At 65.2% G+C, this 23,501-nt stretch carries 7 protein-coding genes; 3 read left to right on the forward strand and 4 right to left on the reverse strand.

What is annotated here, in order from left to right; translation table 11 throughout:
* Window positions 1–78: 78 nt before the first annotated feature.
* The 4 genes from ACCQ03_RS00260 to ACCQ03_RS00275 form a co-directional block, all read right to left on the reverse strand.
* Window positions 79–552: a hemagglutinin repeat-containing protein gene (locus tag ACCQ03_RS00260; RefSeq protein ID WP_244664311.1), complete on the reverse strand. Its 474-nt coding sequence runs from the start codon at window positions 550–552 to the stop codon at window positions 79–81.
* 51 nt (window positions 553–603) lie between these two features.
* Window positions 604–1,691, reverse strand: a protein-coding gene (locus ACCQ03_RS00265; RefSeq protein ID WP_223842567.1) for an IS3-like element ISXcd1 family transposase whose coding sequence is annotated in 2 segments (ribosomal slippage) — window positions 604–1,439 and window positions 1,439–1,691 — 1,089 coding nt in all. Because the reading frame shifts where the segments join, the coding sequence is not laid out codon by codon here.
* A 48-nt stretch (window positions 1,692–1,739) separates the two neighbouring features.
* Window positions 1,740–12,080 (reverse strand): hemagglutinin repeat-containing protein, encoded by a 10,341-nt coding sequence (locus ACCQ03_RS00270; protein WP_209227427.1) that lies wholly within the window; start codon window positions 12,078–12,080, stop codon window positions 1,740–1,742.
* 21 nt (window positions 12,081–12,101) lie between these two features.
* Complete coding sequence (locus tag ACCQ03_RS00275) at window positions 12,102–13,844, reverse strand: ShlB/FhaC/HecB family hemolysin secretion/activation protein (RefSeq protein WP_057678726.1); 1,743 nt, start codon at window positions 13,842–13,844, stop codon at window positions 12,102–12,104.
* A gap of 984 nt (window positions 13,845–14,828) precedes the next feature.
* On the opposite strand from ACCQ03_RS00275, the gene ACCQ03_RS00280 reads away from it, so the two are divergent.
* From ACCQ03_RS00280 to glgB, 3 genes are read left to right on the forward strand one after another with little or no spacing between them, the layout of a single operon-like run.
* Complete coding sequence (locus ACCQ03_RS00280; protein WP_057678725.1) at window positions 14,829–17,945, forward strand: maltotransferase domain-containing protein; 3,117 nt, start codon at window positions 14,829–14,831, stop codon at window positions 17,943–17,945.
* Complete coding sequence (treS, locus tag ACCQ03_RS00285) at window positions 17,942–21,292, forward strand: maltose alpha-D-glucosyltransferase (RefSeq protein ID WP_209227429.1); 3,351 nt, start codon at window positions 17,942–17,944, stop codon at window positions 21,290–21,292. The genes ACCQ03_RS00280 and treS overlap by 4 nt, the downstream gene beginning before the upstream one ends.
* Before the next feature lie 11 nt (window positions 21,293–21,303).
* Window positions 21,304–23,487, forward strand: a complete 2,184-nt coding sequence (glgB, locus tag ACCQ03_RS00290; RefSeq protein WP_209227441.1) for a 1,4-alpha-glucan branching protein GlgB — start codon at window positions 21,304–21,306, stop codon at window positions 23,485–23,487.
* Window positions 23,488–23,501: the final 14 nt, after the last annotated feature.

Raw genomic sequence — 23,501 nt, forward strand, 5'->3', positions numbered from 1 at the left:
TGGTGAGCGAGTCTGGCTGCCGCTCTTGCTGGATAAGCCCGCACTTGCACCTTGCGCACCGCTGCCCTGGCTCTGCCATCACCAGCTGCTGCCCTGGTTGGTCATGGGCTCCAGTTGGGTGTCGGTCTTCGCGCCGTCCTTGCGGTCGCTGCCACCGGCAGCGTAGCCGCCCGAGAGACTGATGCCCTTGGCCTCATAGTTGCTGGTGTTGGTGATGTCGCTCACCGTCAGCGTGCCGGTCTGCAGACGATTGGCGCCGGCATCCAGCGCCGCCCGGGTGCTGGCGATCACGCCACCCTTCAGGTCGGTGTTGCCGCCTACGCGGATGTTGAAGCCGCCGTTGCCGGCCTGGATCCCGCTTTGCTCGGTGACGCTGGCGAAGTCACCGTTGACCTTGTTGCTGCTGTAGCTGGCGCTGGCACTGAAGCCCACCCCGAAGGTTACGCTGCCGCCCACCGCCTTGTCCTTGCTGGCGTAGGTGCTGGTGTCCTGCACGCTCTCGATGTTGAGATCGCCGCCGATGTCAGCCAGCACGGTGTTGGCCGAGAGCATCGCGCCTTTCAGGGGTAATCCCCCCGCTTTGAGCGTTCGCCAAAAGTGGAGCTAGGCGGCCATCGCCAATTTCATTGCTGGCGTGATACCGCCGAGCGCCATGTTGGGGCGCTCATGGTTGTACGTCCATAGCCAGCGCGTGGCCTTGTCCTGAACCTGCTCGATGGTGTCGAACAACGTTGTGGCCAGCCAGGCGTAGCGGACGGTGCGGTTGTAACGTTCGACATAGGCATTCTGCTGCGGCTTGCCTGGCTGGATGTGCTCGATCCGAATCCCGCGCTGCTGTGCCCAAGCTAGCAGCGCGCCGCTGATGTACTCCGGGCCGTTGTCGCAGCGAATGGCGTTTGGCTTGCCGCGCCAGTCAATGATCTGTTCCAACGAGCGGATCACCCGGGCCGATGGCAGCGATAAGTCGACCTCGATGCCCAGACCCTCACGGTTGAAGTCATCGAGCACATTGAACAACCGGAAGCTGCGGCCGTCGGCCAGCTGGTCGTGCATGAAATCCATCGACCAGACCTGGTTGATCGTCTCCGGCACCGCCAACGGCTCTGGCCGCTCGCGCACCAGCCGCTTCTTCGGCTTGATCCGCAGGTTCAACTCCAGCTCCCGATAGATGCGGTACACCCGCTTGTGATTCCAGCCAAAGCCCTTCACGTTGCGCAGGTGCAGAAAGCACAGGCCGAACCCCCAATCACGATAGGTTGTGGTCAACCGCACCAGCCAATCGGCAATCCGGGCGTTCTCCTCGCTGGCCTTGGCTTGATAGCGAAAGCAGGTCTCGCTCACCGCAAAGGTCCGGCAGGCATGCCGGATGTTCGTGTGGCCACCATCTACGGCCCATCGGGCCATCTCCCGGCGTTGAGATGGCCTCACCATTTTTTTGCCATCGCCTCCTTCAGCAGGTCGGCGCTGAGCTGGGCATCGGCGTACATCTTCTTCAGGCGCCGGTTCTCGTCCTGCAGCTCCCTGAGCTGGGACATCAGCGATGCGTCCATGCCGCCGAACTTGCTGCGCCACTTGTAGAACGTCGCCGAGCTGATGCCGTGTTCCCGGCACAACTCCGGCACGGGCGTGCCGGCCTCGGCCTGCTTGAGGACGGCAATGATCTGGCTGTCGGTGAAGCGGGATGTCTTCATGGAACCTCCTCGGAAAAGGGTACGAGAAAATTCCACTTCTGGCGTCAGCTAACCTGTGGGGGGGATTACCACAGCACCCAGCCCTGCCGCAAGACCCGCACCCACCGCTTCACGCACGCCATCGGGCAGGTTCTTGGTCAGTTCGTTGAGCATGGGCGCGGCCGTCGCGGCCGTGGCTGAGCCCAGCGCACCTTGCACGCCGCCGCCCAGCAGGCCGATCGCCGTGTGCGCGGCCACACGGTACTCCCCGCCTTCGTCCCATTTGGCCGCTTCCTCTTCCTTGCCCTGCAGGCGCAGTTGATTGGCTTTGGTGGTGGCGTAATCACCCACGAACTTACTGGCCTGCTGCCCAAACGTCGCCGTGATCTCCGCCCCGGCACTGACTTGTTGTTGCAGCTTCTGCCCGTCCCAGCCCTTCACCAGGCCGTTGGCGCTATCGCCAGTGAGCACATCGCGGTTGAGTGCCACCAGCACATCGCTGACGCTCTGGCCGGTCTTGGCCTGCTGGCCGGCCTGGTCGGTGATGACCAGCGTGCCGCCGCTGATGCCGCTGGTGGTGAGCGAAGTCTCGCTGCCGCTCTTGCTGGAGTAGCCGGCGGCCGCACCTTGCGCGCCGCTGCCCTGGTTTTGCCAGGACCAGTTGCTGCCGTTGTTGGTCGTTGGTGACGTTTGAGTCTCGGTTTTGGCTCCGTCCTTGCTACCGCCGGCAGCGTATCCACCCGAGAGGCTGATGCCCTTGGCTTCGTAGCTGCTGGTGTTGGTAATGTCGCTCACCGTCAGCGTGCCGGTCTGTAGGCGATTGACGCCGGCATCCACCGCCGCCTGGGTGCTGGCGATCACGCCGCCCTTCAGGTCGGTGTTGCCGCCCACGCGGATGTTGAAGCCGCCATCGCCGGCCTGGATGCCGCTTTGCTCGGTGACGCTGGCGAAGTCGCCGTTGACCTTGTTGCTGCTGTAGCTGGCGCTGGCACTGAAGCCCACCCCGAAGGTCACGCTGCCACCCACCGCCTTGTCCTTGCTGGCGTAGGTGCTGGTGTCCTGCAGGCTCTCGATGTTGAGGTCGCCGCCGATGTCAGCCAGCACGGTGCTGGCCGAGAGCACCGCGCCTTTCAGGTTGGTGTCGTTGCCGCTGATGAGGGTGGCGGTATTGCCGGCCGACAGGTGGCTGTTGCGCTGGGTGATGTCCTCGCCATCGGCCTTGCCGCGCGATCCGCTGGCACTGGCGGTCACGCCGGCGGCAAAGCCGTCTGCGCCATAGGTGATCGCCACGCCAACGGCCGCACTCTTGCTCTTGCTCGTGCTGTGTTGCTCGAAGGTGTCCTGCGCCGCTTCTAACGTGATGTTGTTGTCCGCAGCCAACAGCAGGTTGTTGCCAGCCTTGATGTCGCTGCCGCGCACCAGGATGTTGCTGTCTTCGCCCCCGCCGGTAGCGATCAGGTTGACGTTGCCGCCGGCCTGCAGGGTGGAGCCCTTGGAGGTGGCGCTGCGCTGCTTGGTCTCGCTCTCGCTCTGGCTGCCGCCGACGGTGACCGCGATGCTGACATTGGCTGCTTGCGCAGCTCCCTTGGCGGTGTCGGCGTTCATGACGCTACTGGCGGCTTGGCCTGCACCGTAGGCGCTGTAAGCGGCAGACGCACCAGCCAGGGCCTGCATACGCGTGTCGCCCTCGGCCTTCTTGCCAGCCTCGCCACTGTTGACCGCCGCTTGGGCTAGATTGAGCGCGGCTGCGCTCAACGTCACCGACAAGCCGCCTTGCTTGAACGCGGTCCGCTGCTCGCTGCTCGAGGTGTCATGCACTTCGGTAATGGCGATGTCCTTGGCCTTGGCGGTGATGTCGCCCTGCAGCGCCATCACATCGCTACCGGTGATCGCCAGTGTGTTGCCGGCGACCAGGGTGACGTTGCCCTCAAGGCTGCCGAGCGTGGTGCCGGTATGGCTCACATCGTCGATATCGGCCTCGGTCTTGACCGTCTGCTTGCCGATAGTGAAACCGATGCCGCCGCTGCCGAACAGCCCGGTCTTGACCGTCTTCTTGTCGTGCGCCTCGCTGTGCGTGCTCTGCGCTGTCTCAAGGGTCAGGTTGTTGCCCGCTGCCAGCACCACATCACCGGTGCCAACAATCTGCGTTCCTTGGGAGAGCAGGTCGTTGCCGGCGGCGATACGCACGCTCTCGCCACTGAGCGAACTGGTGACCGCCAGGCTGTCGTGGGTTTCGTCGTGGGTGGTGACAGTCTTGCCGGACAGCGCGCTCTTCTTGCGGGTTTCCTTATCCACCACCGCATCATGCTGCTCCTGCGTAGCCAGCAACTTGATGTCGTTGCCTGCCGCCAGGGCGATGCCGCCGGTCTGGCTGGCGACTGCGGTGGACGCCAGCGTCAGGTCGCGGCCAGCCTGCATGACGATGTTGTCGCCGGCACCGAGCTGGGTGCCGCGTACGGTCTCGTCCATGCTCGACGCAGCCAGCGAATTGCTCTTGGTGACGGTGCTGCGCTCCTGCGAGCTGCTATCCACGGCCGCGATGCTGTTGATGTCGCGCCCGGCCTGCAAGGCCATGGCCTTGCCTGCGCCCACCTGCGCGGCCGTTAGATTCAGGTCGTTGCCTGCCGCCAGCACCACGTTGCCGGCGCCCTGGATGATGGTGCCAACGTGGGTAGTCTCGCTGCTGCGCTGGAAATTGCGGTCGTTGGCGGTGGTGTTGGTGCTGCGCGAGAGCGTCTGCGTGCCGACGTTGAGGTTGTTGCCGGCCACCAGCTGGGTCACGCCATCGGTGCCGGCATTGCGAATCTGCGCGGCCTGCAAATTAACGTCGCGGCCCGCCACCACCGACAACACGCCGCTGCCGTTGGCGCCGGTGACATACAGGCCGGCGACGCGCTCGAGCTGGGTGGTGCTGTACTGGTGGAAGCCGTCGCCTTGCAGCGTTTCCACGGTGGAGGCGACGGTGACATCGCCAACGGCCTGCACGCTCAGCGCATCCACGGCGGTGACGGTGGCCCCTTCGATGCGGATGTCGCTGGCCGAGCGCAGCCCTACCTGGTTGCCGCTGATGCTGCCGCCCAGGTGCTCGATGCGGCCGGCGTCGATAGACACCAGCTGGCGGCCGGCAATGGTGCCGGTGTTCTTCAGGCCACCGGCCAGGGTGACATCGACATTGGCGCCAGCCAGCAATGCGCCGCCGGCCTCCAGATCGCCGGGACGCAAACGTAGATAGACCTGCGGCACGAGCGCGGTGGTGGTGGTGCCATCGGGTAGGGTGACGGTCTGCTCCACCAGCCAGACGATGTCGCTGGTGAGCTGGGCCATCTGCGCATCGGTCAATGCAACGCCGGGGCGTAGATTCCAGGCCTTACCGATGGTAGCGCCGGCATCCAGCAATGCCTGGTACTGGGCTTCGTCGCTCTTATAGCTCTCAAGGAAGCGCCGGCCGGTGAGCTGGCCGATCTGCTCGCGCACCAGCTTCTGCTCGTAGTAGCCATCGCCTAAACGTTTTTGCAGGCTATCGGCGGAGTAGCCCATCTGGTTGAGCAGATAGTCCGAGCCCAACCAGCTGCGGTAGTCGGTGAACTGCGGGTCGGTTTCGACCAGATAGGTGCCGCCAGATGGCCTGACGGTAAACAGACTGCCGGTGGGCGCGCGTGTATCGGGTGTGCCCATGACAATCCGATCCGGCGAGCCGCCGGCGGCAGTGACCACACGTGTGCCGCCGACCGGGCCATTGTTGGCGACGTTGCCAACCGCGCCGGAACTGCCGCCGCTGGCCGTTGATGTCACCGCAGCAAGTGCGCGATCGGCCGCATTGGCCGCGACGCTGCCCGGGCCGCGCACATTGCCGGTACCGGAACCGCCTGGTGCTGTCTGTGGTCCGTGCAGGTTGAGGTTGGCCACCGCCGCGCCATCCTGCACGTTGGGCGCATCGCGACCCTGATTGAGGTTGCTCAGGTCGCCGACATCGATGGTCAGCGTGCCGCCACTGGTAATCGCGCCACCCACCTGGCCGATCTGCTCGGAGATCGACGGGTTGCTCCAGCTGCGCGTGGTGCCGTTGTAGGCCGTGGTCACGTTGCTGAAGCTGTGCGTCCGGAACAACGTGTAGGCCAGGTTGGTCACATCGGCAGTGCGCGTCAGCCCGCTGATGCCCAGGTCGCCGCCGGCCGCGATGCGCGCGTATTCGTTACGCAAGACATCGGTGCCGATACGCATTGCACCGCCGGCATGGATCACGGCTTCAGGACCCGCGCCGGCTTGCAACACGTCTTCGACCACGGTGCGGGTGGCCATGCGATAGCGTTCGTTGTCGCCCAGCCTGCCGCCGCCGGTGCCCTGCGGATTCATCAGGATGTGATCTGGGTCGGTATAGGCGAACTGCGCCATCAACTGCACGCAGTTGGTGGTGCAGGTGCCATAGGCGTTGGAGTAGTTGAGCGTGTCGCTTGTGTAACGGAACGCGGGTGAGCCGGGTTCGATTTGCGACAACTCGCGGAACGGATCGTCCGCGCCGACGGTCACCTGGTCTGGATTTGCCTGGTTGTCCTGGCGGCCGGTGTAGTAAATGGTCAGCGTGCCTGATTGGGAATTCAACCGCGACCGCTCGCCCGTGGCTCGATACAGACCGCCGCGTGCGAAGAAATACGCGCTGGTCTGCGGGGTGACGCGAATGACCGCGCGCCGCACCTGGTAGCCATCCGGGGTGATGTAGGGTGTGTCCTCCAGAATATCCTGGGGGTTGAGGTAGTACACCTCGGTGGCGCCGTAGTTGCTGGTGGAGCGAATATTGGACGTGTCGTTCGCGCCATTGTTGCGCCAGGTCGGCTGATCCAGGCGCACTGGTGCCAATGTGGTGGTGGTCTGGGTGACCACGACGTTCTGGCGGATGTTGTTGATGGTGGTGGCGTGTAGATCGAGATCGCCGGCTACCTCGATGGTGGAGCCGAGGTTGTCGATCTGGCGCGCGATGCCGGTGGCCAGGCGATTGCCATCCAGCGTGCCACCGATGGCAGCGTCGCCATCGCTGTAGATCAAGCCGCGATCGGTATTGCTGAGCTGGCCGACACCCAGGTCCAAGCGCTCGCGTGCCGCCACGGTGGCAACACGGGTGACGCCGGAGATGGTTTCGGCACGGTTGAGCAAGTTGCCCGCGGCGATCGCAACGTGGTCGCCGTAGATGCGCCCGGTGCCCACGTTGTCCAGCGTTGCTGCCTGCAGATGGGTGAGGCCACCGTCGATCAGGCCGCGGTTGACCAGCTGGCCGCCGGTGACGATATGGGTCGTGCCCTGGCTGGTGATCTGCCCGCTAACGGCGTTGTCGACGTTGCGCGCAGCCAAATCAATGTTGCCAGCACGCAGGATGCCTTGATTGGCGATGTCGCCGTCGGTATAGATGGCGAGGGTGCCATTGGCGATCATTTCGCCGGTGTTGGTCAGCCCTTCGCGCAGGGTCAGGGTGAGGTTGCTCTGCGACTGCAGCTGGCCATCGCCGCTCAGGTTGCGCGCGGTCAGGTGCTGGCTGCCGTCCGAGCGCAGCAGCCCGGCGGTATTGGCAACGGCATCGGCACGCATGTCCAGGCTGCCGCCAGAGGAGATCTGCCCGCCGGTATTATTGAGCGAAGTGGTCACCTGCAGAGTGCCTGCGCCATCGGTGACGACTTGTCCCTGACGGTTGTCCAGCGCCTGCGTTTGCAGTTGCAGCTGGCCCGCTTGCAGACCAAGCGGGTTTGCGCTGTTGCGCGTGTTGCGGTTGTCCACGCTGGATGCGTTCAAGGTCAACAGGCCGCCGGCAGCGACCAGACCGGCTTGATTGTCGAGCGCCCCCCCCAACGTGAGGTCGACGGCCTGGCCGCCCTGCACCCGGCCGCCTGCGTTGTTCAGCGCCGCCGCCGTGAGGGCAAGGTTGCCCGCTGCACTCAGCGCACCTGCGCCGCTGTTATCGACGCTACTGACAGCAATGCGTGCATCGCCCTGAGCGAACACCGCGCCGCCACGGTTGTCCAGCGCACCACCGTCCACCTGCAGGCGTCCAGCCGCCAGGATGCCGCCATTGGCACCTGAACCGGTGTTGGTGATGGATTGCCCGTTGGTCTGCAGCAGCAATGCGGCCTTCGACTGCAGTCGCCCGCCTGCGTTATTGAGCGCTCCGCTGCGCACCTCGAGTGTGCCGACTTGGCTGCCAATGGTGCCGCTGGTGTTGTCCAGCTGCTGTGCGCGCGTGTCGACCACGACGTTACCGCCGATGATATTGCCGGCGCGGTTGGACAGACCGGTGCTTTCCAGACGCAAGGCATTGGTGGCCTGGATGGTGCCATTGGTGTTGCCGATGGCGGTGTCGGTGACCACCGTGAGGTCGGTGCCTGCGACGACGGTGCCTGCCGTGTTGTCGAGCGTGCCGGCCTCCACCTCAAGCCGTCCTGCGCTGGACACGACACCTTGCGTGCGGTTGTCGAGTACGCCATCCACGTCCAGCTGCAAGACGCCACCGGCCGCATGCAAGGTGCCGGCCTGATTGTTGACGCTGGCGGCAGCGATGCGGCCGTCGCCGCCAAGCAGGATCTTGCCTTGCTGATTCTGCAGCGCCTGCGCAATGGTCAGCGACGACTGCCCGTTACCGGCAGCCTGCAGCGTGCCTTGGGCGTTGATGACATTTTGCGCGCCAAGCGCCAGCAGCCCGTTGCCGCCAATGGTGCCGCTGCTGTTGTTCAGCGTGCCGGAGACATCGAGTTTGAGCAGTTGGTCTCCACTGGCCGACAGTTGTCCGCCCGCCGTGGTGAGGTTGCCGGTGGCGACCATGATGGTGCGTGCCGAGGTGTTGGCATCGGTCAGGTCGGTGTTCTGCCCGGTCACGCGCAGCGTGCCGTTGCTGACGATCTTGCCGCCAGTGCCGGCGAATGTCTGCGCGGCGATCTGCACCTGCCCGATGCCCGCGTGCTGGATGGTGCCTAGCGTGTTGTCGAGCAAGGTGCTGCTCAGCAACAGGTCGCCATTGCCGGCGAGTGTGCCGCCTGCGTTGTTCAGCACGTTGGCCTGGACACTGCTGGCGCCGGTGCCGCTGGCGACAATGCGCCCGCCGCGGTTGTCCAGTGTTTGCACCTGTAGATCCACGCGATCGGCGCCGACGGTCGCTTCGCGGTGGTCGACATCGGTTGCCGTCAAGGACAGAGCACCGCTGCTGGCGATGGTGCCTTTGCTGCCATCCACACGGCCGGCGACGATGTCCATGCCTTGCGTGCCGGAGTGGCTGAGCGTGCCTTGCTGGTTGATGAGGTGGCCTGCGCCAACGTGCAACGTCGCGCCGTTGCTGGCGATGCGGCCACCGGTATTGTCCAGTTGCCCGGTGACATCGAGACGGCTGTCGGCGGTGCCGGCGGCACTGAGCGTACCGGTGCGGTTGGAGAGGGCGCCTGCTTGCAACGCGAGAGCGCCATTACCGGCGATGGTGCCGCCGTCGTTATCCAATGCACCGGTCACATGCAGATTCATGACGTCGTTGCCGGTGGCGCTCAGAATGCCGCCGGCGGTACGCAAACTATCCGCGTTGATGTCGATGCGCTGCGCCTGCATGGCGCTGCCCGGGCCCAGATCGAGCGCGCCGCCGCGTAGCTGCACGTTGCCCAGGCTGAGCACCTTGCCGCCGGCGCCTTGCAGCGCATCGGCCGTCACGGTCAGCGTGCCGCTGCCGGCATGCTCGATGGCGCCAGCACGGTTATCCAGTGTGGATGCGCTGACGGTGAGGTCACCGCTGGTCGCGAGGCGGCCACCCTGGCTGTTGTCCAAGAGTGCGGCTGCACGCACCTGCAGTGCCGCGCCATTGGCGGCGAGAATCTTTCCGCCGCGATTGAGCAGGCTGCCAGCCTGCAGCAGGACTGCTGCATTGCCGGAGATCGTGCCGGCGCTGTTGTCCAGGGGGCCGCCCACGGTCACGCTTGCGGCTTGGCTACCTGCAGCCAGGACCGAGCCGCCCTGATTGCCAAACGACCCTGCGTCGATGGTGACGCCGGCATTGCCTGCAAGGCTGCCGGCACGGTTGTCCAGGTGATCGCGTACGCTCAACTGCAACGCCTGATTGCCCTGAGAGACGAGGCTGCCGCCGGCCGTGCTGAGCGCATCGGCGTCGATGCGGATCTGCTGTGCAGAGGTGCTGCCTGCGGCAAGATCGATGTTGCCGCCTGTCACCGTCAACCCGCCGTTGCTGATCAGGCGGCCAGCGCGTCCTTCCAGCGCGTCGGCAGCGATGCTCAGCAGGCCGGTGCCGGCGTGTTGAATCTGGCCGACTGCATTGCCGAGCGTGCCGGCGCGCAGGGCCAGGTCGCCATTGCTGCCGATGCTTCCGTTATCGCCATTGTCCAGACGGCCGGCAACCTGCAGCGCGGCGGCCTGCGGCCCGGTCGATAGCAGTGCGCCGCCGCGATTATCGAAGGTGTCGGCCTGCAAGGTCAGTTGCGTGGTGCTCACTGCTGCATTGCGATGATCCACCGTACCCGCGCGCCAGGTGAGCGCACCCAGGGTGGCGATACTGCCACCGGCGCCGGACCAGTCCTGCGCAGCCAGTGTCAGCCCTTGCATGCCTGCGTGCTCGATGTGGCCGGCCGCGTTGACGACACTCTGCGCATCGAGTTGCAGTGCTGCGGCATTGCTGGCGAGCACGCCTTGCGTGTTGTCCAGTAGGCCACGTACCTGCATGGCCAGCGTGCCAACCCCGCCATGACGCAACTCGCCACTGCGATTGCTCAACGACTGCGTCTCCAGCCGCAATGCGTTTGCTACGCTGAGGCGGCCGGCATCGTTCACCAGTGCGCCCAGCTGCAGATCTGCATCGCCATAGACAGTGAGCGTACCGGCACGGTTGAGCAGATCGCCGCGTGCGCTCAGGGCGGTCACGCCAAGCCGGCCGCCGCTGTTGTCCAGGCCATCGGCTGCCGACAGCGACACATCGCCGCCCGCATTGATGCGGCCGCCATCGTTGTCCAGAAGACCTGCGATCGTCAGCGCGCCAGCCGCCAGCGGTGCGACTACTGGAGCCTGGCTGTTTGAAGGAGTCGTGATGGTGCCACTTCCTCCATTGCTACCGTTGTTATCGGGCGTTCCGTTTCCGGTGTTGCCGCCTGTTCCGGGTGACGTTCCACCACTGGTCGGTGCAGTTGCGACCGCACCGAGGCTGCCATCTGCGCGGTTGGTGACGCTGCCAGCAGTCACGCCCAGCGCCTGGAGACCGGTCTGCTCGATGCTACCGCCCTGATTGCGTGCCGTTGCCGCATCGATCTGCAACCGCTGCGCATTCAAGGTACCGCCACGGTTGTCCAGATCGGCCGCCGTGCTGACACGCAGCTCGCGCGTGGCACTGAGCGTGCCGGCATTGGCGATGCCGGCAGTGGCTGCGACACGGGTGTCCTGCTGCGATTGCAATGTGCCGGTGTTTTCAAGCCATCCGTCGACGGTGACCACCAACTCGCCGGCGCGCGCGCCGATGATGCCGGCGTTGCGCACGCCGACGCCATTCTCATTGCCGACCAGCCAGATCTTGTTGGCGAACATGCCGCCGAGTGCGCCAACATCCAGTGCGAACGTGGGTGCCGGGCCGCTGGCCGCTTGCGGGGTGACACGAGACTGGTCTGCACTGACCACATTGTTACCGAGACTTGCCTGCAGCTGGTTGGCCCAGATGCCGGCATTCACCTGCAGCGAGCGGGTGATCAGATCGGTGTAGTCCGCACCGCTGGTATCCAGGCCAGCACCAGCAACCTGGATAGCGCCGCCATTGACCCGATAACCTTCCAGCGCGCCGTTGGACAGGAGCGGCGTGCCGGTGGTCAGCGTCACCCGGCTGGCGTTGAGGAACCCGCCGCCATCGACCTGGATGCCGGCGGGATTGGCGATGATGACCTCGGCGCGTTGGCCGGCGACTTCGACATAGCCATTGAGTCGACTGGCCGGTCCATTGACCTCGTTGAGGATGACCCGCGCGCCGCCGGTGGCCAGCCACGGATTGCCCTGCACCCAGCCGCCCAATTGGGTCTGGGTCTGACTGCGGGCGTTATTGAGAATCGCGCCTTCGCGGCCCACATCGAACTGCGAGTAGCGGTTGCGCGAGACGCCTGCGGCAGAGGGCGTGGTGATGTTGACCAGCGGCACCCCATTGGGCGCGGTCATGACCGTCGGGCGTTCGCTTCCGGGCGCAGCGGGATCGCCGACGATGCGCCCAGCCGACTGCGCCTGCGCGACGTGAACCAGGCTGACACAGCCGAGCGCGCAGAGCATGGCAAAGCGCAGCGGTGCGATGCTGGCGTGATGCGCGCGAGGAGTGCTGGCACCTGTACTGCCACCTGGAGCACGTACCAGCTCCGACGCCACTTGCCAGGCGCGCAATGCGCGATTGAAGACCAGACGGTAGACGCGATTCATGTCACTAATCCTTGTGGATGTTTAATAACGCCAGGACAGGCTGAAGCCGACGGTGGTGTAGTCGGTCGGGAAATTGGCAGGCTTTTCGAGTGCGGACCCTAGGAAGGTGTCCATCGAGAAATGCTGCCAACCACCGCGCAGGCCCAGACTGATGCCGGCCAGGTGATCGCCGGCCTGAAAGCGCGTGGATTGACCGCCGATGTGCCCGTAATCGGCACCTAGATACGCTTCCAGCCCGCCGCCGACTGCCAGGCCCAGGTCATTGCGAAGCGACCAACCGCGATCGCCGCTCAAGGTCGCCTCGCCATCGAAACCACGCACGGTGAAGCGCCCACCGATCGCGAAGCGATCCTGCGGTGCCATCGGTGTGCGGTTCCATTGCGCGCGCCAGGACGCGCTATAGCGCAGGCGCTGGTTGCCGATCTGAAACGGCATCACCACCTGCGCATCGGCCACGATGAGCTTGATACGTGAGGTGCCCTCCAGCGGGATCGACGGATCGAACGCGTGTGCGAGTTCTTCCGGGGCGCGCAAGGCGTCGAATGCACCGGTACCGCGCCGATAGGCCAGGCTGGCATCGAACGTGACCTTGCCGAAAAACTGGCGATGGTTCAGGCCCAGCTCCCAACCGGCGGTGCGCCGCCGTTGCACCTCGATCTCGGTGTCGTCGATTGCGCTGGTCGACTGCCGCCACCAACCTCGGCCATAGGCCCCGAACTTGATGGCCGCGTTGCGGAACAGCAGGCGGTCGATGCGCGCTTCTGCATTGCGACTACGGCCGCTGTAGTCGTAGGTCTCGATGGCACCGGCAACGGCTTGGCTGTAATCGTAGGAACTTGCAGTTGCGCCGAACAACCAATAGCCGTATGGAACGTCGTAGTGCACGGTCCAGCTGTCGGTGTCCTTGCCGGCGGCATTGAACACGCCTTTGCCGAGACTGACGTAGAACAACTCGTTGAGGCCGAGCGGATTGTCCAGCGAGAGCGTACCGTTGGCCTGCAGTTGGCCGGTCGCATCGCTGCCGGCATCGTCCAGGCTCAGACTGGCCCGGATGCGTGAACGCTGCTGCCAGGCGATGGCCAGATCGCTTTCGCCCGGTCCTGTGCCGCTCCCTTCGGCGGGTGCAATCTGGATATCTGCGGTGACGGTCGGCACGCGCTGAAAGTTTTCCAGACCTTGCTCGATGTCGCGCAGGTTGAGCAGCTCACCAGGACGTGCTGGCACTGCATTGGCAATCGCGGCCCGCGCTGAGTCAGGCGCGCTGAAGCGCGCGGTGTGCAGACGTCCGGGCACGAGCGACAGCGTCAGGGTGCCGCCGGTGAGGTCCTGCGGTGCCGCCAGTACCCGCGTGGTGACATAGCCGCGTGCAATCACCGCGTTCTGCACTCGTTTCATCACCAGATTGATGCCGTCGGTCCCGAGGCAGCGCCCGGTTGCCGGATCATCCTTGGTGCTGGCCGAGGTCAAGGCCCAGCGAAAGTCGTCCGCATCGGGACCAACGAGCACGATGCGCTCGATCAAGAAGCAGGGCGCTTCGGTCTTGGGCAGGCGTTCGGTGCCGTCGTCAGCGGCGCGTTCGAGGCGCACATCCGGCCGCGCTTCCTGTTGTTCACGCAAGACGCGCTCACGTTCTTGCTGGCGCAAGAGTTCTTGCGCCGCAGGGTCGGTGATCTGTTGAGCGGAGACCTGCTGTGTGGCGCCTGCGATAAGCACAGCACACCACGTGGCGCGCAAGCGCACCTTTCCTTTTATGCCACTATCCATTTGCAAATGACCGCCTGACCGGTAACCGCTATCACCGACGCCGACGCGTCGCCCCTAACGATATTTTAATGGGCCGAGCCTGCTATGACTGTAGGGAGAACCCCTACGTGCCGGCCAGAAAAGCACCGTGTCCAGACATGACCGGCAGAGGATGTATGTCTCGGGGGGAGCATCAAATTCGACCAAGTTTTAAAAATTTCCGTGGATTGATTTCAAAACAATCGAAGTTTTAAATAAATAAAACACTATTTAAAAAAATCATGGGAATACACCTGTTTTTAGCGCAGCGACTAATAATGGCTCCAACTGTGGAAGCAGCGGGCGAAAACTGAGCTTCGAAGATGGTGGGGTCTTGCAATGAACGCTTAGCGTGCAGCGCCTCGGCGTCGTGGCTTCCTGTGTACGTAATGGCTGGTTGAGTCGATTGGCGTCAGCCCACGCGACAGCACTGTGCCGCTTACAACGTCTCTGTCGTCGCTCGCTGGCCAAGGAGGTTGCCCTATGGCTCACGTCGCATGTGGACGTGTTGGCTGCAGCGCGCCCTAAGACACATCGCTGAGCTCGCAATGTGATCTGCATCCACTTGCTTCCTCTACACCAGTGCGCAGCTTGCACGACCTGCTTACGGTGGCGCTTGTCACGCCGTGGCGCGTGCGCAGGCTAGCGGCGCTTTGATGCCCCGCTGACACACCACAGCCGCGCTTGTTTGATTTTCGTCAATTCCACCGACACATGAAATTCGCAGGGGGGGTGCTTGACTGCATGGGTCAAGAATCGTTGCGGAGTTGCGCATGAGTGCAGTCACGGGTGGTAGGGGCGATCGGGCAGCGTGCCGGCAGGCGTCAATACGGCAAGGTTCGGTACGGATAGGTAATGGCGCGGCGAGTGGCGAGCAAGGGCTTGCACCACTGCTAGACGGCAAGCTTGCGCTGGCTCCACCTGTAACGGTGCCCCTGCGCGCCGTTATTCGCTAGCGGGGGCACCATGCGCATCTGTGTTCTCAATGAAGCACTGAAGGACTCCACCGGGCTGGAGCGGCGCTGCGTGGCGGCGCGTGAGGCCGGCTGCGATTACGTGGTGATGGCCGCACCCTTCGAGCGCGATGCCGACGGACGTTTGATCGAGCCGGCGGCCGGTGCGCAGACGCAGGCGCAGCGCCTGCACGAGGCAGCGCAGGCGGCGCGCCACGCGGGCGTCAGGTTGTTGATCGATGTGCGCCTGGACGAAGTGGGCGGTGCCAGTGCGGTGGTACGCGATAACCCGCAGTGGTTCCGCGCGCGCAGCACCACGGTCCCGGACCCGCGTCAGCCGCGTGCGACGCCGGAGGTGGCCGAAGCCCGCTTTGCCTATGCGCAGGAAGGTGCGGCGCTGGTGGAGTGGTGGAGCGCGCGCCTGTTGGAGTGGGTGAGCCAGGGCGTCGGTGGCTTCCGCCTGTTGCAGCCGCAGCAGGTCCCGGTACAGCGCTGGCGCGAGTTGATTGCGCGCGTGCACGCGCAGGCGCCGGACGTGGTGTTTGCCGCGTGGACCCCAGGCCTGGGGCTGGACGCATTACAGCAGCTGGCCGGTGCCGGGTTCGATGCGGCGTTTTCGTCGCTTGCCTGGTGGGATGGCCGTGGCAGCTGGTTCTTCGACGAAGACAGCGCACTGCGCGCGCTGGCCGCGCAGGTCGTCGCGGTGCTGGATGCGCCCGATGGCAAGCGCGCCGCGGCGCCCGAGCAGCATTGGCAACTGGCGCTGGCATTGGGCGGGGCATGGTTGCTGGACGACGCGCACCTGGCGGCATTGCCATCGTCGATCCGTGCCACCGATGGCCTGCCGACCAGCAATGCGGGCATGCGGTTGCGCCCGTTGCTGCGTGAGGCGACCGGGCTCACCGCGGTGGCGATCGAGCCACTGGGCGGCTTGCCCTCCTTGTTATTGATCAATGGCGACACCCGGCATGTGGTGCCGGTGCCGGCCTCAGACCTGTTGCGGCTGCTCGGCGATGCCGAAGCCTTGGTGGCCGAAGATGGCCGCACCTTGTCCGGGGCTACGCTGGAAGCGCTGGAGCCGGGCGAAGTACGCGTGTACCGCAGCGTGCCGGCGCGCCATGTGCTGGCAGTGCCGCGCATGCGCCCGCGTGCGCAGGCCGCCGGCACCTGGCCACGCGTGTGCATCGAGTCGGTGACGCCATCGGTGGATAACGGCCGTTTTCCGGTCAAGCGCACGGTGGGCGACCGCATCTGTGTTGAAGCCGACGCGTTCTGCGATGGACACGACCGCATTGCGGTGGCGGTGCTGTGGCGTCCGGCCGATGCCAAGGCCTGGGCCAGTGCGCCTATGCGTGCGTTGGGCAACGACCGCTGGCGTGCGGAGTTTCCGCTGGAACGCATCGGCACCTACGAATTCCGCGTGGAAGCCTGGCGCGATGTCTTCGCCACCCTGCACGCGGATCTGGAAAAGAAACGCGCTGCCAACACGGTATTACCGGTCGATGTGCAGGAAGCGATTGCGGCCGTGCAGGCCGCACAGGCGCGCAGCGACGGTGCGCTGGCCGAGCGCCTGCAGGCAGTGCTGACCCGTATCGGTGCGCAGAGCGAACCCTTGCAGCAGCTGGCCATCGTGCTGGAGCCGGACACCGCGCAGGCGATGGCGCTGGCCGACGACAAGCCGTTCCGCTCGGAATACCCGGTCACCTTCCGGGTGGAATTGGAGCGTCGCGCGGCGCACTTTGCCAGTTGGTACGAACTGTTTCCGCGTTCGCAAAGTGGCAATGTCAGCCGGCATGGCACGTTCGACGACGTCATCAAGCGGCTGCCGCACATCCGCGCGATGAACTTCGACGTGCTGTACATGCCGCCGATCCATCCGATCGGCCTGAACAACCGCAAGGGCCGCAACAACTCGGTCACGGCGGTGGTAGGCGAGCCCGGCAGCCCGTATGCGATTGGTGCCAGCGATGGCGGGCATACCGAGGTGCATGCCGAACTTGGTGGGTTGGCGGGCTTTCGCCGGTTGATCCAGGCCGCGCGCGCGCAGGGCCTGGAAGTGGCGCTGGATTTCGCGATCCAGTGCGCGCCCGACCACCCGTGGTTGAAGGAGCACAAGGACTGGTTCACCTGGCGCGCGGATGGCTCGATTCCGTACGCAGAGAACCCGCCCAAGAAATACCAGGACATCGTCAACGTCGACTTCTACGCCAGCGGCGCCGTGCCGGACCTGTGGAACACGCTGCGCGACGCGGTGCTGTTCTGGGTCAACGAAGGCGTCACGCTGTTCCGGGTCGACAACCCGCATACCAAGCCGTTCCCGTTCTGGGAATGGTTGATTGCCGATGTGCGCGGCCGGCGCCCGGATGTGGTGTTCCTCTCCGAAGCGTTCACGCGGCCAAAGATGATGTACCGGCTGGCCAAGTGCGGCTTTTCGCAGTCCTATACCTACTTCACCTGGCGCAACCACAAGCACGAGCTGCAGGCCTACGTGGAAGAGTTGAACGAGGGCGTGCCGCGCGAATGTTTCCGCCCGCACTTTTTCGTCAACACGCCGGACATCAATCCGCTGTTCCTGCAGACCAGTGGGCGCAACGGCCATCTGATCCGCGCCGCGCTGGCCACCACGCTTTCAGGGTTATGGGGCATGTATCAGGGCTTCGAGCTCTGCGAAGCCACGCCGCTGGCGCCGGGCAAGGAAGAGTACCTGGACTCGGAGAAATTCCAGCTGCGCGCGTGGCCTGAACGGGCGCCCGGCGACATCGTCGATGAGATCACCCGCTTGAACCAGCTACGCCGCATGCATCCGGAACTGCAGTCGCACCTGGGCACGCGCTTCTACCAGGCGCACAACGACCAAGTGCTGTACTACGGCAAGTTTTTGGATGCGGGTTACCTGTCGCGCAGCCGCAGCATGGTGCTGGTGGCGATCAATCTGGACCCGCATGCCGGGCAGGACGCCGATATCGAAATCCCATTGTGGGAGCTGGGCCTGCCCGATCACGCCAGCGTTGCCGTGGACGATCTGTGGGACGGGCACCGCTTTGAGTGGCACGGCAAGTACCAACACATCCGTCTAGAGGCAACGCGACCGTTCGCGTTATGGCGCATCCGCGCAGGAGAGGTCGCATGAATGCAGTGGCATCGTTACAAGCCGACGCAGAGCAGTCTGCGGTGGTTGCCGACCAGCGTTGGTACAAGGACGCGATCATCTACCAGGTGCACGTCAAGTCGTTCTTCGACTCCAACGACGATGGCATCGGCGATTTTCCGGGGCTGATCTCCAAGCTGGATTACATCGCCGAACTTGGCGTGGACACCATCTGGTTGCTGCCGTTCTATCCCAGCCCGCGCCGCGATGACGGTTACGATATCGCCGAATACATGGCGGTGCATCCGGACTACGGCAGCATCGAAGATTTCGAGCAGCTGGTGGCGCAGGCGCATGCGCGCGGCATCCGTATCGTGACCGAGCTGGTGATCAACCACACCTCCGACCAGCATCCCTGGTTCCAGCGCGCGCGCAATGCGCCGGCCGGTTCGCCCGAGCGCGACTTCTACGTGTGGTCGGACACCGACCAGCAATACGAAGGCACGCGGATCATCTTCTGCGATACCGAGAAATCCAACTGGACCTGGGACCCGGTGGCCGGGCAGTACTTCTGGCACCGCTTCTACTCGCACCAGCCGGACCTGAATTTCGATAATCCAGCGGTGTTGGAAGCGGTGCTGGAAGTGATGCGTTTCTGGCTGGATCGCGGCGTGGATGGCCTGCGCCTGGATGCGGTGCCATATCTGATCGAGCGCCCGGGCACCTCCAACGAAAACCTGCCCGAAACCCACGCGATCCTGCGCAAGATCCGCGCCACGCTGGATGCCGAATACCCGGACCGCATGCTGCTGGCAGAAGCCAACATGTGGCCGGAAGACACCCAGCAATACTTCGGCCAGAACGCCCACGAATGCCATATGGCGTTCCACTTCCCGCTGATGCCGCGCATGTACATGGCCATCGCGCGCGAAGACCGTTTCCCCATCACCGACATCATGCGCCAGACCCCGGAGATTCCGGAGAGCTGCCAGTGGGCGATCTTCCTGCGCAACCACGACGAGTTGACGCTGGAAATGGTCACCGATTCGGAGCGCGACTACCTGTGGCAGACCTATGCCGCCGACCGCCGCGCCCGCATCAACTTAGGGATTCGTCGCCGCCTGGCACCGTTGCTGGAGCGCGACCGCCGCCGCATCGAGCTGATGACCTCGTTGCTGCTGACCATGCCCGGCACGCCGGTGCTGTATTACGGCGACGAGATCGGCATGGGCGACAACATCCATCTGGGCGACTGCGACGGCGTGCGCACGCCGATGCAATGGTCGATCGATCGCAACGGCGGTTTCTCGCGCGCCGACCCGGCGCAGCTGGTGCTGCCACCGGTGATGGATCCGCTGTACGGCTTCCAGGCGGTGAACGTGGAAGCGCAGATCCGCGACCAGCATTCGCTGCTCACCTGGACCCGCCGCGTGCTCAGCGTGCGCAAGCGCTACCAGGCCTTCGGCCGCGGCAGCCTGCGCTTCCTGTACCCGGGCAACCGCCGCATGCTGGCCTACCTGCGCTGCTATCAGGACGAAACCGTGCTGTGCGTGGCCAACCTCTCGCACACGCTGCAGGCGGTGGAGCTGGATCTGTCCGAGTTCGAAGGCCGCGTGCCGGTGGACATCATCGGTGGCGGCAGCTTCCCGCCGATCGGACGGCTGACCTATTTGCTGACGGTGCCGCCGTTCGGGTTCTATGCCTTCCAGCTGGTGAGCGAAGGCACGCTGCCGGACTGGCATGTTCCCAGCCCGGTACCGCTGCCGGATTACCGCACGCTGGTGCTGCGCAGCGATGCCGACGAAAGCGCTGCACTGCTGCCGCATCTGCCCACCCTGGAAGGGGAGATCCTGCCGGCCTGGCTATCGGCACGGCGTTGGTTCTCGGCCAAGGACCAGGCGCTGCGCAGCGTGCGCATCGCGCGCCGTACGCCGCTGCCGGGCGATGAGCCGATGACGCTGCTGGAGCTGGAGGTAGAGCTGGAAGACGGCCGCCACGAGCGCTACATGCTGCCGGTGGGCATCGTGTGGGAGCGCGAGCAGCCGAGCACGTTGGCCGAGCGGCTGGCGCTGGCGCGTGTGCGCCAGGGCCGCGAGGTGGGGTATCTCACCGATGCGTTTGCGCTCAAGCCCATGGTGCGCGGCGTGATCGATGCGCTGCGCAGCAACGCAGTGCTGGATTTCTGCGATGGCGACGATGCCTCGCAACAGGGGCAGGTCTGCTTCGAAGCCACCCCGGCACTGGCAACGCTGGACATCCCGCAAGATCCGGAAATCCGCTGGTTGTCGGCCGAACAAAGCAACAGCTCGCTGGTGGTCGCCGACAAGGCCGTGTTCAAGCTGCTGCGGCATGTGGCCGTGGGCGCGAACCCGGAGATCGAGATCGGCCGCCGCCTGACCGAGATGGGCTACGCCAATGCCGCGCCGCTGCTGGGCAGCGTCAGCCGCATCGACGGGCAGGGCACCGTCACCACCATCGCGTTGTTGCAGGGCTTCATCCGCAACCAGGGCGATGCCTGGCGCTGGACGCTGGACCATTTGGCGCGCAGCTTCGACGAATACGCCACCGCGCAGACCGACGAAGCGCGCGCCGAAGCGGTCGCCGGCTACGACGCCTTCGCCGCGGTGGTCGGCAAGCGCCTGGCCGAGTTGCACGAAGCGCTGTCGCGCGCCACCGACGATGCCGACTTCGCGCCGCAACGCATCGACCTGCCCACCGCCAACGATGTGGTGGCCGGGGTGGGACGCCAGGTCGAGGAGATGTGGGACACCGTCAATGCACGCCTGTCCGGCAGCGAAGACAGTGCCGAACGCGAGGCGCTGGAAGCGGTGCTGGCGCAGCGCCCGCAGCTGGATGCCTTGCTCGCGAAGGCGCCGAGCGTGCTGGCCGATTCCCTGCTTACGCGCGTGCATGGCGATTTCCACCTGGGCCAGATCCTGGTGGCTTTCGACGATGTGGTGCTGATCGACTTCGAAGGCGAGCCGGCCAAGCCGCTGGCCGAACGCCGCGCCAAGGCCAGCCCGCTGCGCGATGTGGCCGGCTTCCTGCGCTCGCTCGATTACGCCAGCGAAGTATCGGCACGGGGCGAGGAGGGCACCGCCGCCCGCGCGGGGGTCGGGGTGGACACGCATCTGGACGAATTCCTGGTGCAATTCCGCCGCCGCTCCACACAAGCCTTCCTGGACGCTTACCATGCCGTGCTCGACGCCAGCGCCCATCCGTGGATTGCGCCGGCGGCGTTCAATGCAGCCACCTTGCTGTTCCTGGTGGAGAAGGCTTGCTACGAAGTGCGTTATGAAGCGGCCAATCGTCCTGGCTGGTTGATGGTGCCGATCGAAGGCTTGCGACGCATCCTGCAACGCGCACGCGCCGGTGCAGGAGACACATGATGAGTGGAGTAATGACAGCAGTGAGCAATCGATGGGATTCCGGCGTGGTACGCGCCCTGGCAGAGGCGCGCCACGGCGATGCGTTTGCCGTCTTGGGCGCACACCCGTCCGACAACGGGCGGGTGTTGCGCACCTATCTCCCCGGCGCCGACCGCGTCAGTGCGGTGCTCGACGACGGGCAGGTGATCGCGCTGGATGCCGGCCCGGAGCCGGGCCTGTTCGCCGGCGAGTTGCCGGCCCAGGGCGGATATCGGCTGCGCATCGGCTGGCCCGGTGGCGAGCAGGAAACCGCCGACCCCTACGCGTTCGGCCCGCAGCTCAGCGATTTCGACCTGCACCTGATCAGCGAAGGCCACCATCTGCAACTGGCGGACGCATTGGGCGCCAACGTGGTGGAAGTGGACGGCGTGCGCGGCACGCGCTTTGCCATCTGGGCACCGAATGCCTCGCGCGTGGCGGTGGTGGGCGACTTCAATAGCTGGGACGCGCGGCGCCATCCGATGCGGCTGCGGCACCAGGCCGGCGTGTGGGAGTTGTTCGTGCCCGACGTTGGCCCCGGCGCGCATTACAAGTACCAGCTGCGCGGCCCGCACGGGCACGAACTGCCGGCCAAGGCCGACCCGGTAGCACGCCGCGCGGAGCTTGCGCCGGGCACGGCGTCCATCGTGGCCGATCCCACGCCGCATCAGTGGAGCGATGACGGCTGGATGGCCACGCGTGCGCGCCGCCAGGCCCACGACGCGCCGATGAGCATCTACGAGATCCACGCCGGCTCGTGGTTGCGCGAAGCGGATGTGGATCTGGATTGGGATGGCCTGGCCGACCGCCTGATTCCGTACGTGGCCGATATGGGCTTTACCCATGTCGAGTTGATGCCGGTGAGCGAGCATCCGTTCGGCGGCTCCTGGGGCTATCAGCCCTTGGGTCTGTTCGCGCCGACCGCGCGCTTCGGTACGCCCGATGGGTTTGCGCGCTTTGTCGACCGCTGCCATCGCGAAGGCATCGGCGTGATCGTCGATTGGGTGCCGGCACACTTTCCGACCGACGCGCATGGCCTGGCGCACTTCGATGGCACCGCGCTGTACGAACACGCCGACCCGCGCGAAGGCTTCCACCGCGACTGGAATACGCTGATCTACAACCACGGCCGCCGCGAGGTGTCCGGATTCCTGATCGCCAGTGCGATGGAATTTCTGCAGCGCTATCACGTCGATGGCCTGCGCGTGGATGCGGTGGCCTCGATGCTGTACCGCGACTACAGCCGCAATGCCGGCGAGTGGATACCCAACATCCACGGCGGGCGCGAGAACTACGAGACCATCGCGTTCCTGCGCCGGCTCAACGCGGTGGTGCGCGAGCACACCCCGGGTGCGGTGATGATTGCCGAGGAATCCACGGCCTTTCCCGGTGTCACCGCCGACGTGGCGCACGGCGGCCTGGGCTTCCACTACAAGTGGAACATGGGCTGGATGCACGACACCCTGCATTACGCCGGGCTGGATCCGATCTATCGCCGCTACCACCACGGCGAGCTGACTTTCAGCATGGTCTATGCGTATTCGGAGCGCTTTGTGCTGCCGATCTCGCACGACGAAGTAGTGCACGGCAAGGGTTCGTTGCTGGGCCGCATGCCGGGCGACGACTGGCAGCGCTTCGCCAACCTGCGTGCCTACCTGGGTTTCATGTTCACCCACCCGGGGCGTAAGTTGCTGTTCATGGGCTGCGAATTCGGCCAGCCCAGCGAATGGAACCACGACGCCGGCCTGCCGTGGCACTTGCTCGACGACCCGCGCCATCGTGGTGTGCAGACGCTGGTGCGCGATTTGAACCGGCTGTATGTGCAATACCCGGCGCTGCATGCGCACGACGACGATCCGTCCGGGTTCGCCTGGGTAGTAGGCGACGATGCCGGCAACAGCGTGGTGGCGTTCCTGCGCAAAGGCAAACGCGGCGACGCACCGGTGCTGGTGGTGATCAACTTCACCCCGGTCGTGCAGCACGGCTACCGCATCGGCGTGCCCCAAGGCGGCCAGTGGCGCGAGGTGTTCAACAGCGACGCCGGCCTCTACGGCGGCAGCAACCTGGGCAACGGCGGCAGCGTGACGGCCGAGCAGCAATCCATGCACGGGCACGCACAGTCGCTGCCGCTGTTGTTGCCACCGCTGGGCGCCATCGTGCTGACGCCGTATGGCTGATGCCGCCTGCGCCT

Origin of the sequence: Xanthomonas sp. NCPPB 3569 (assembly GCF_041475645.2) — a bacterium.
GTDB lineage: Bacteria > Pseudomonadota > Gammaproteobacteria > Xanthomonadales > Xanthomonadaceae > Xanthomonas > Xanthomonas phaseoli.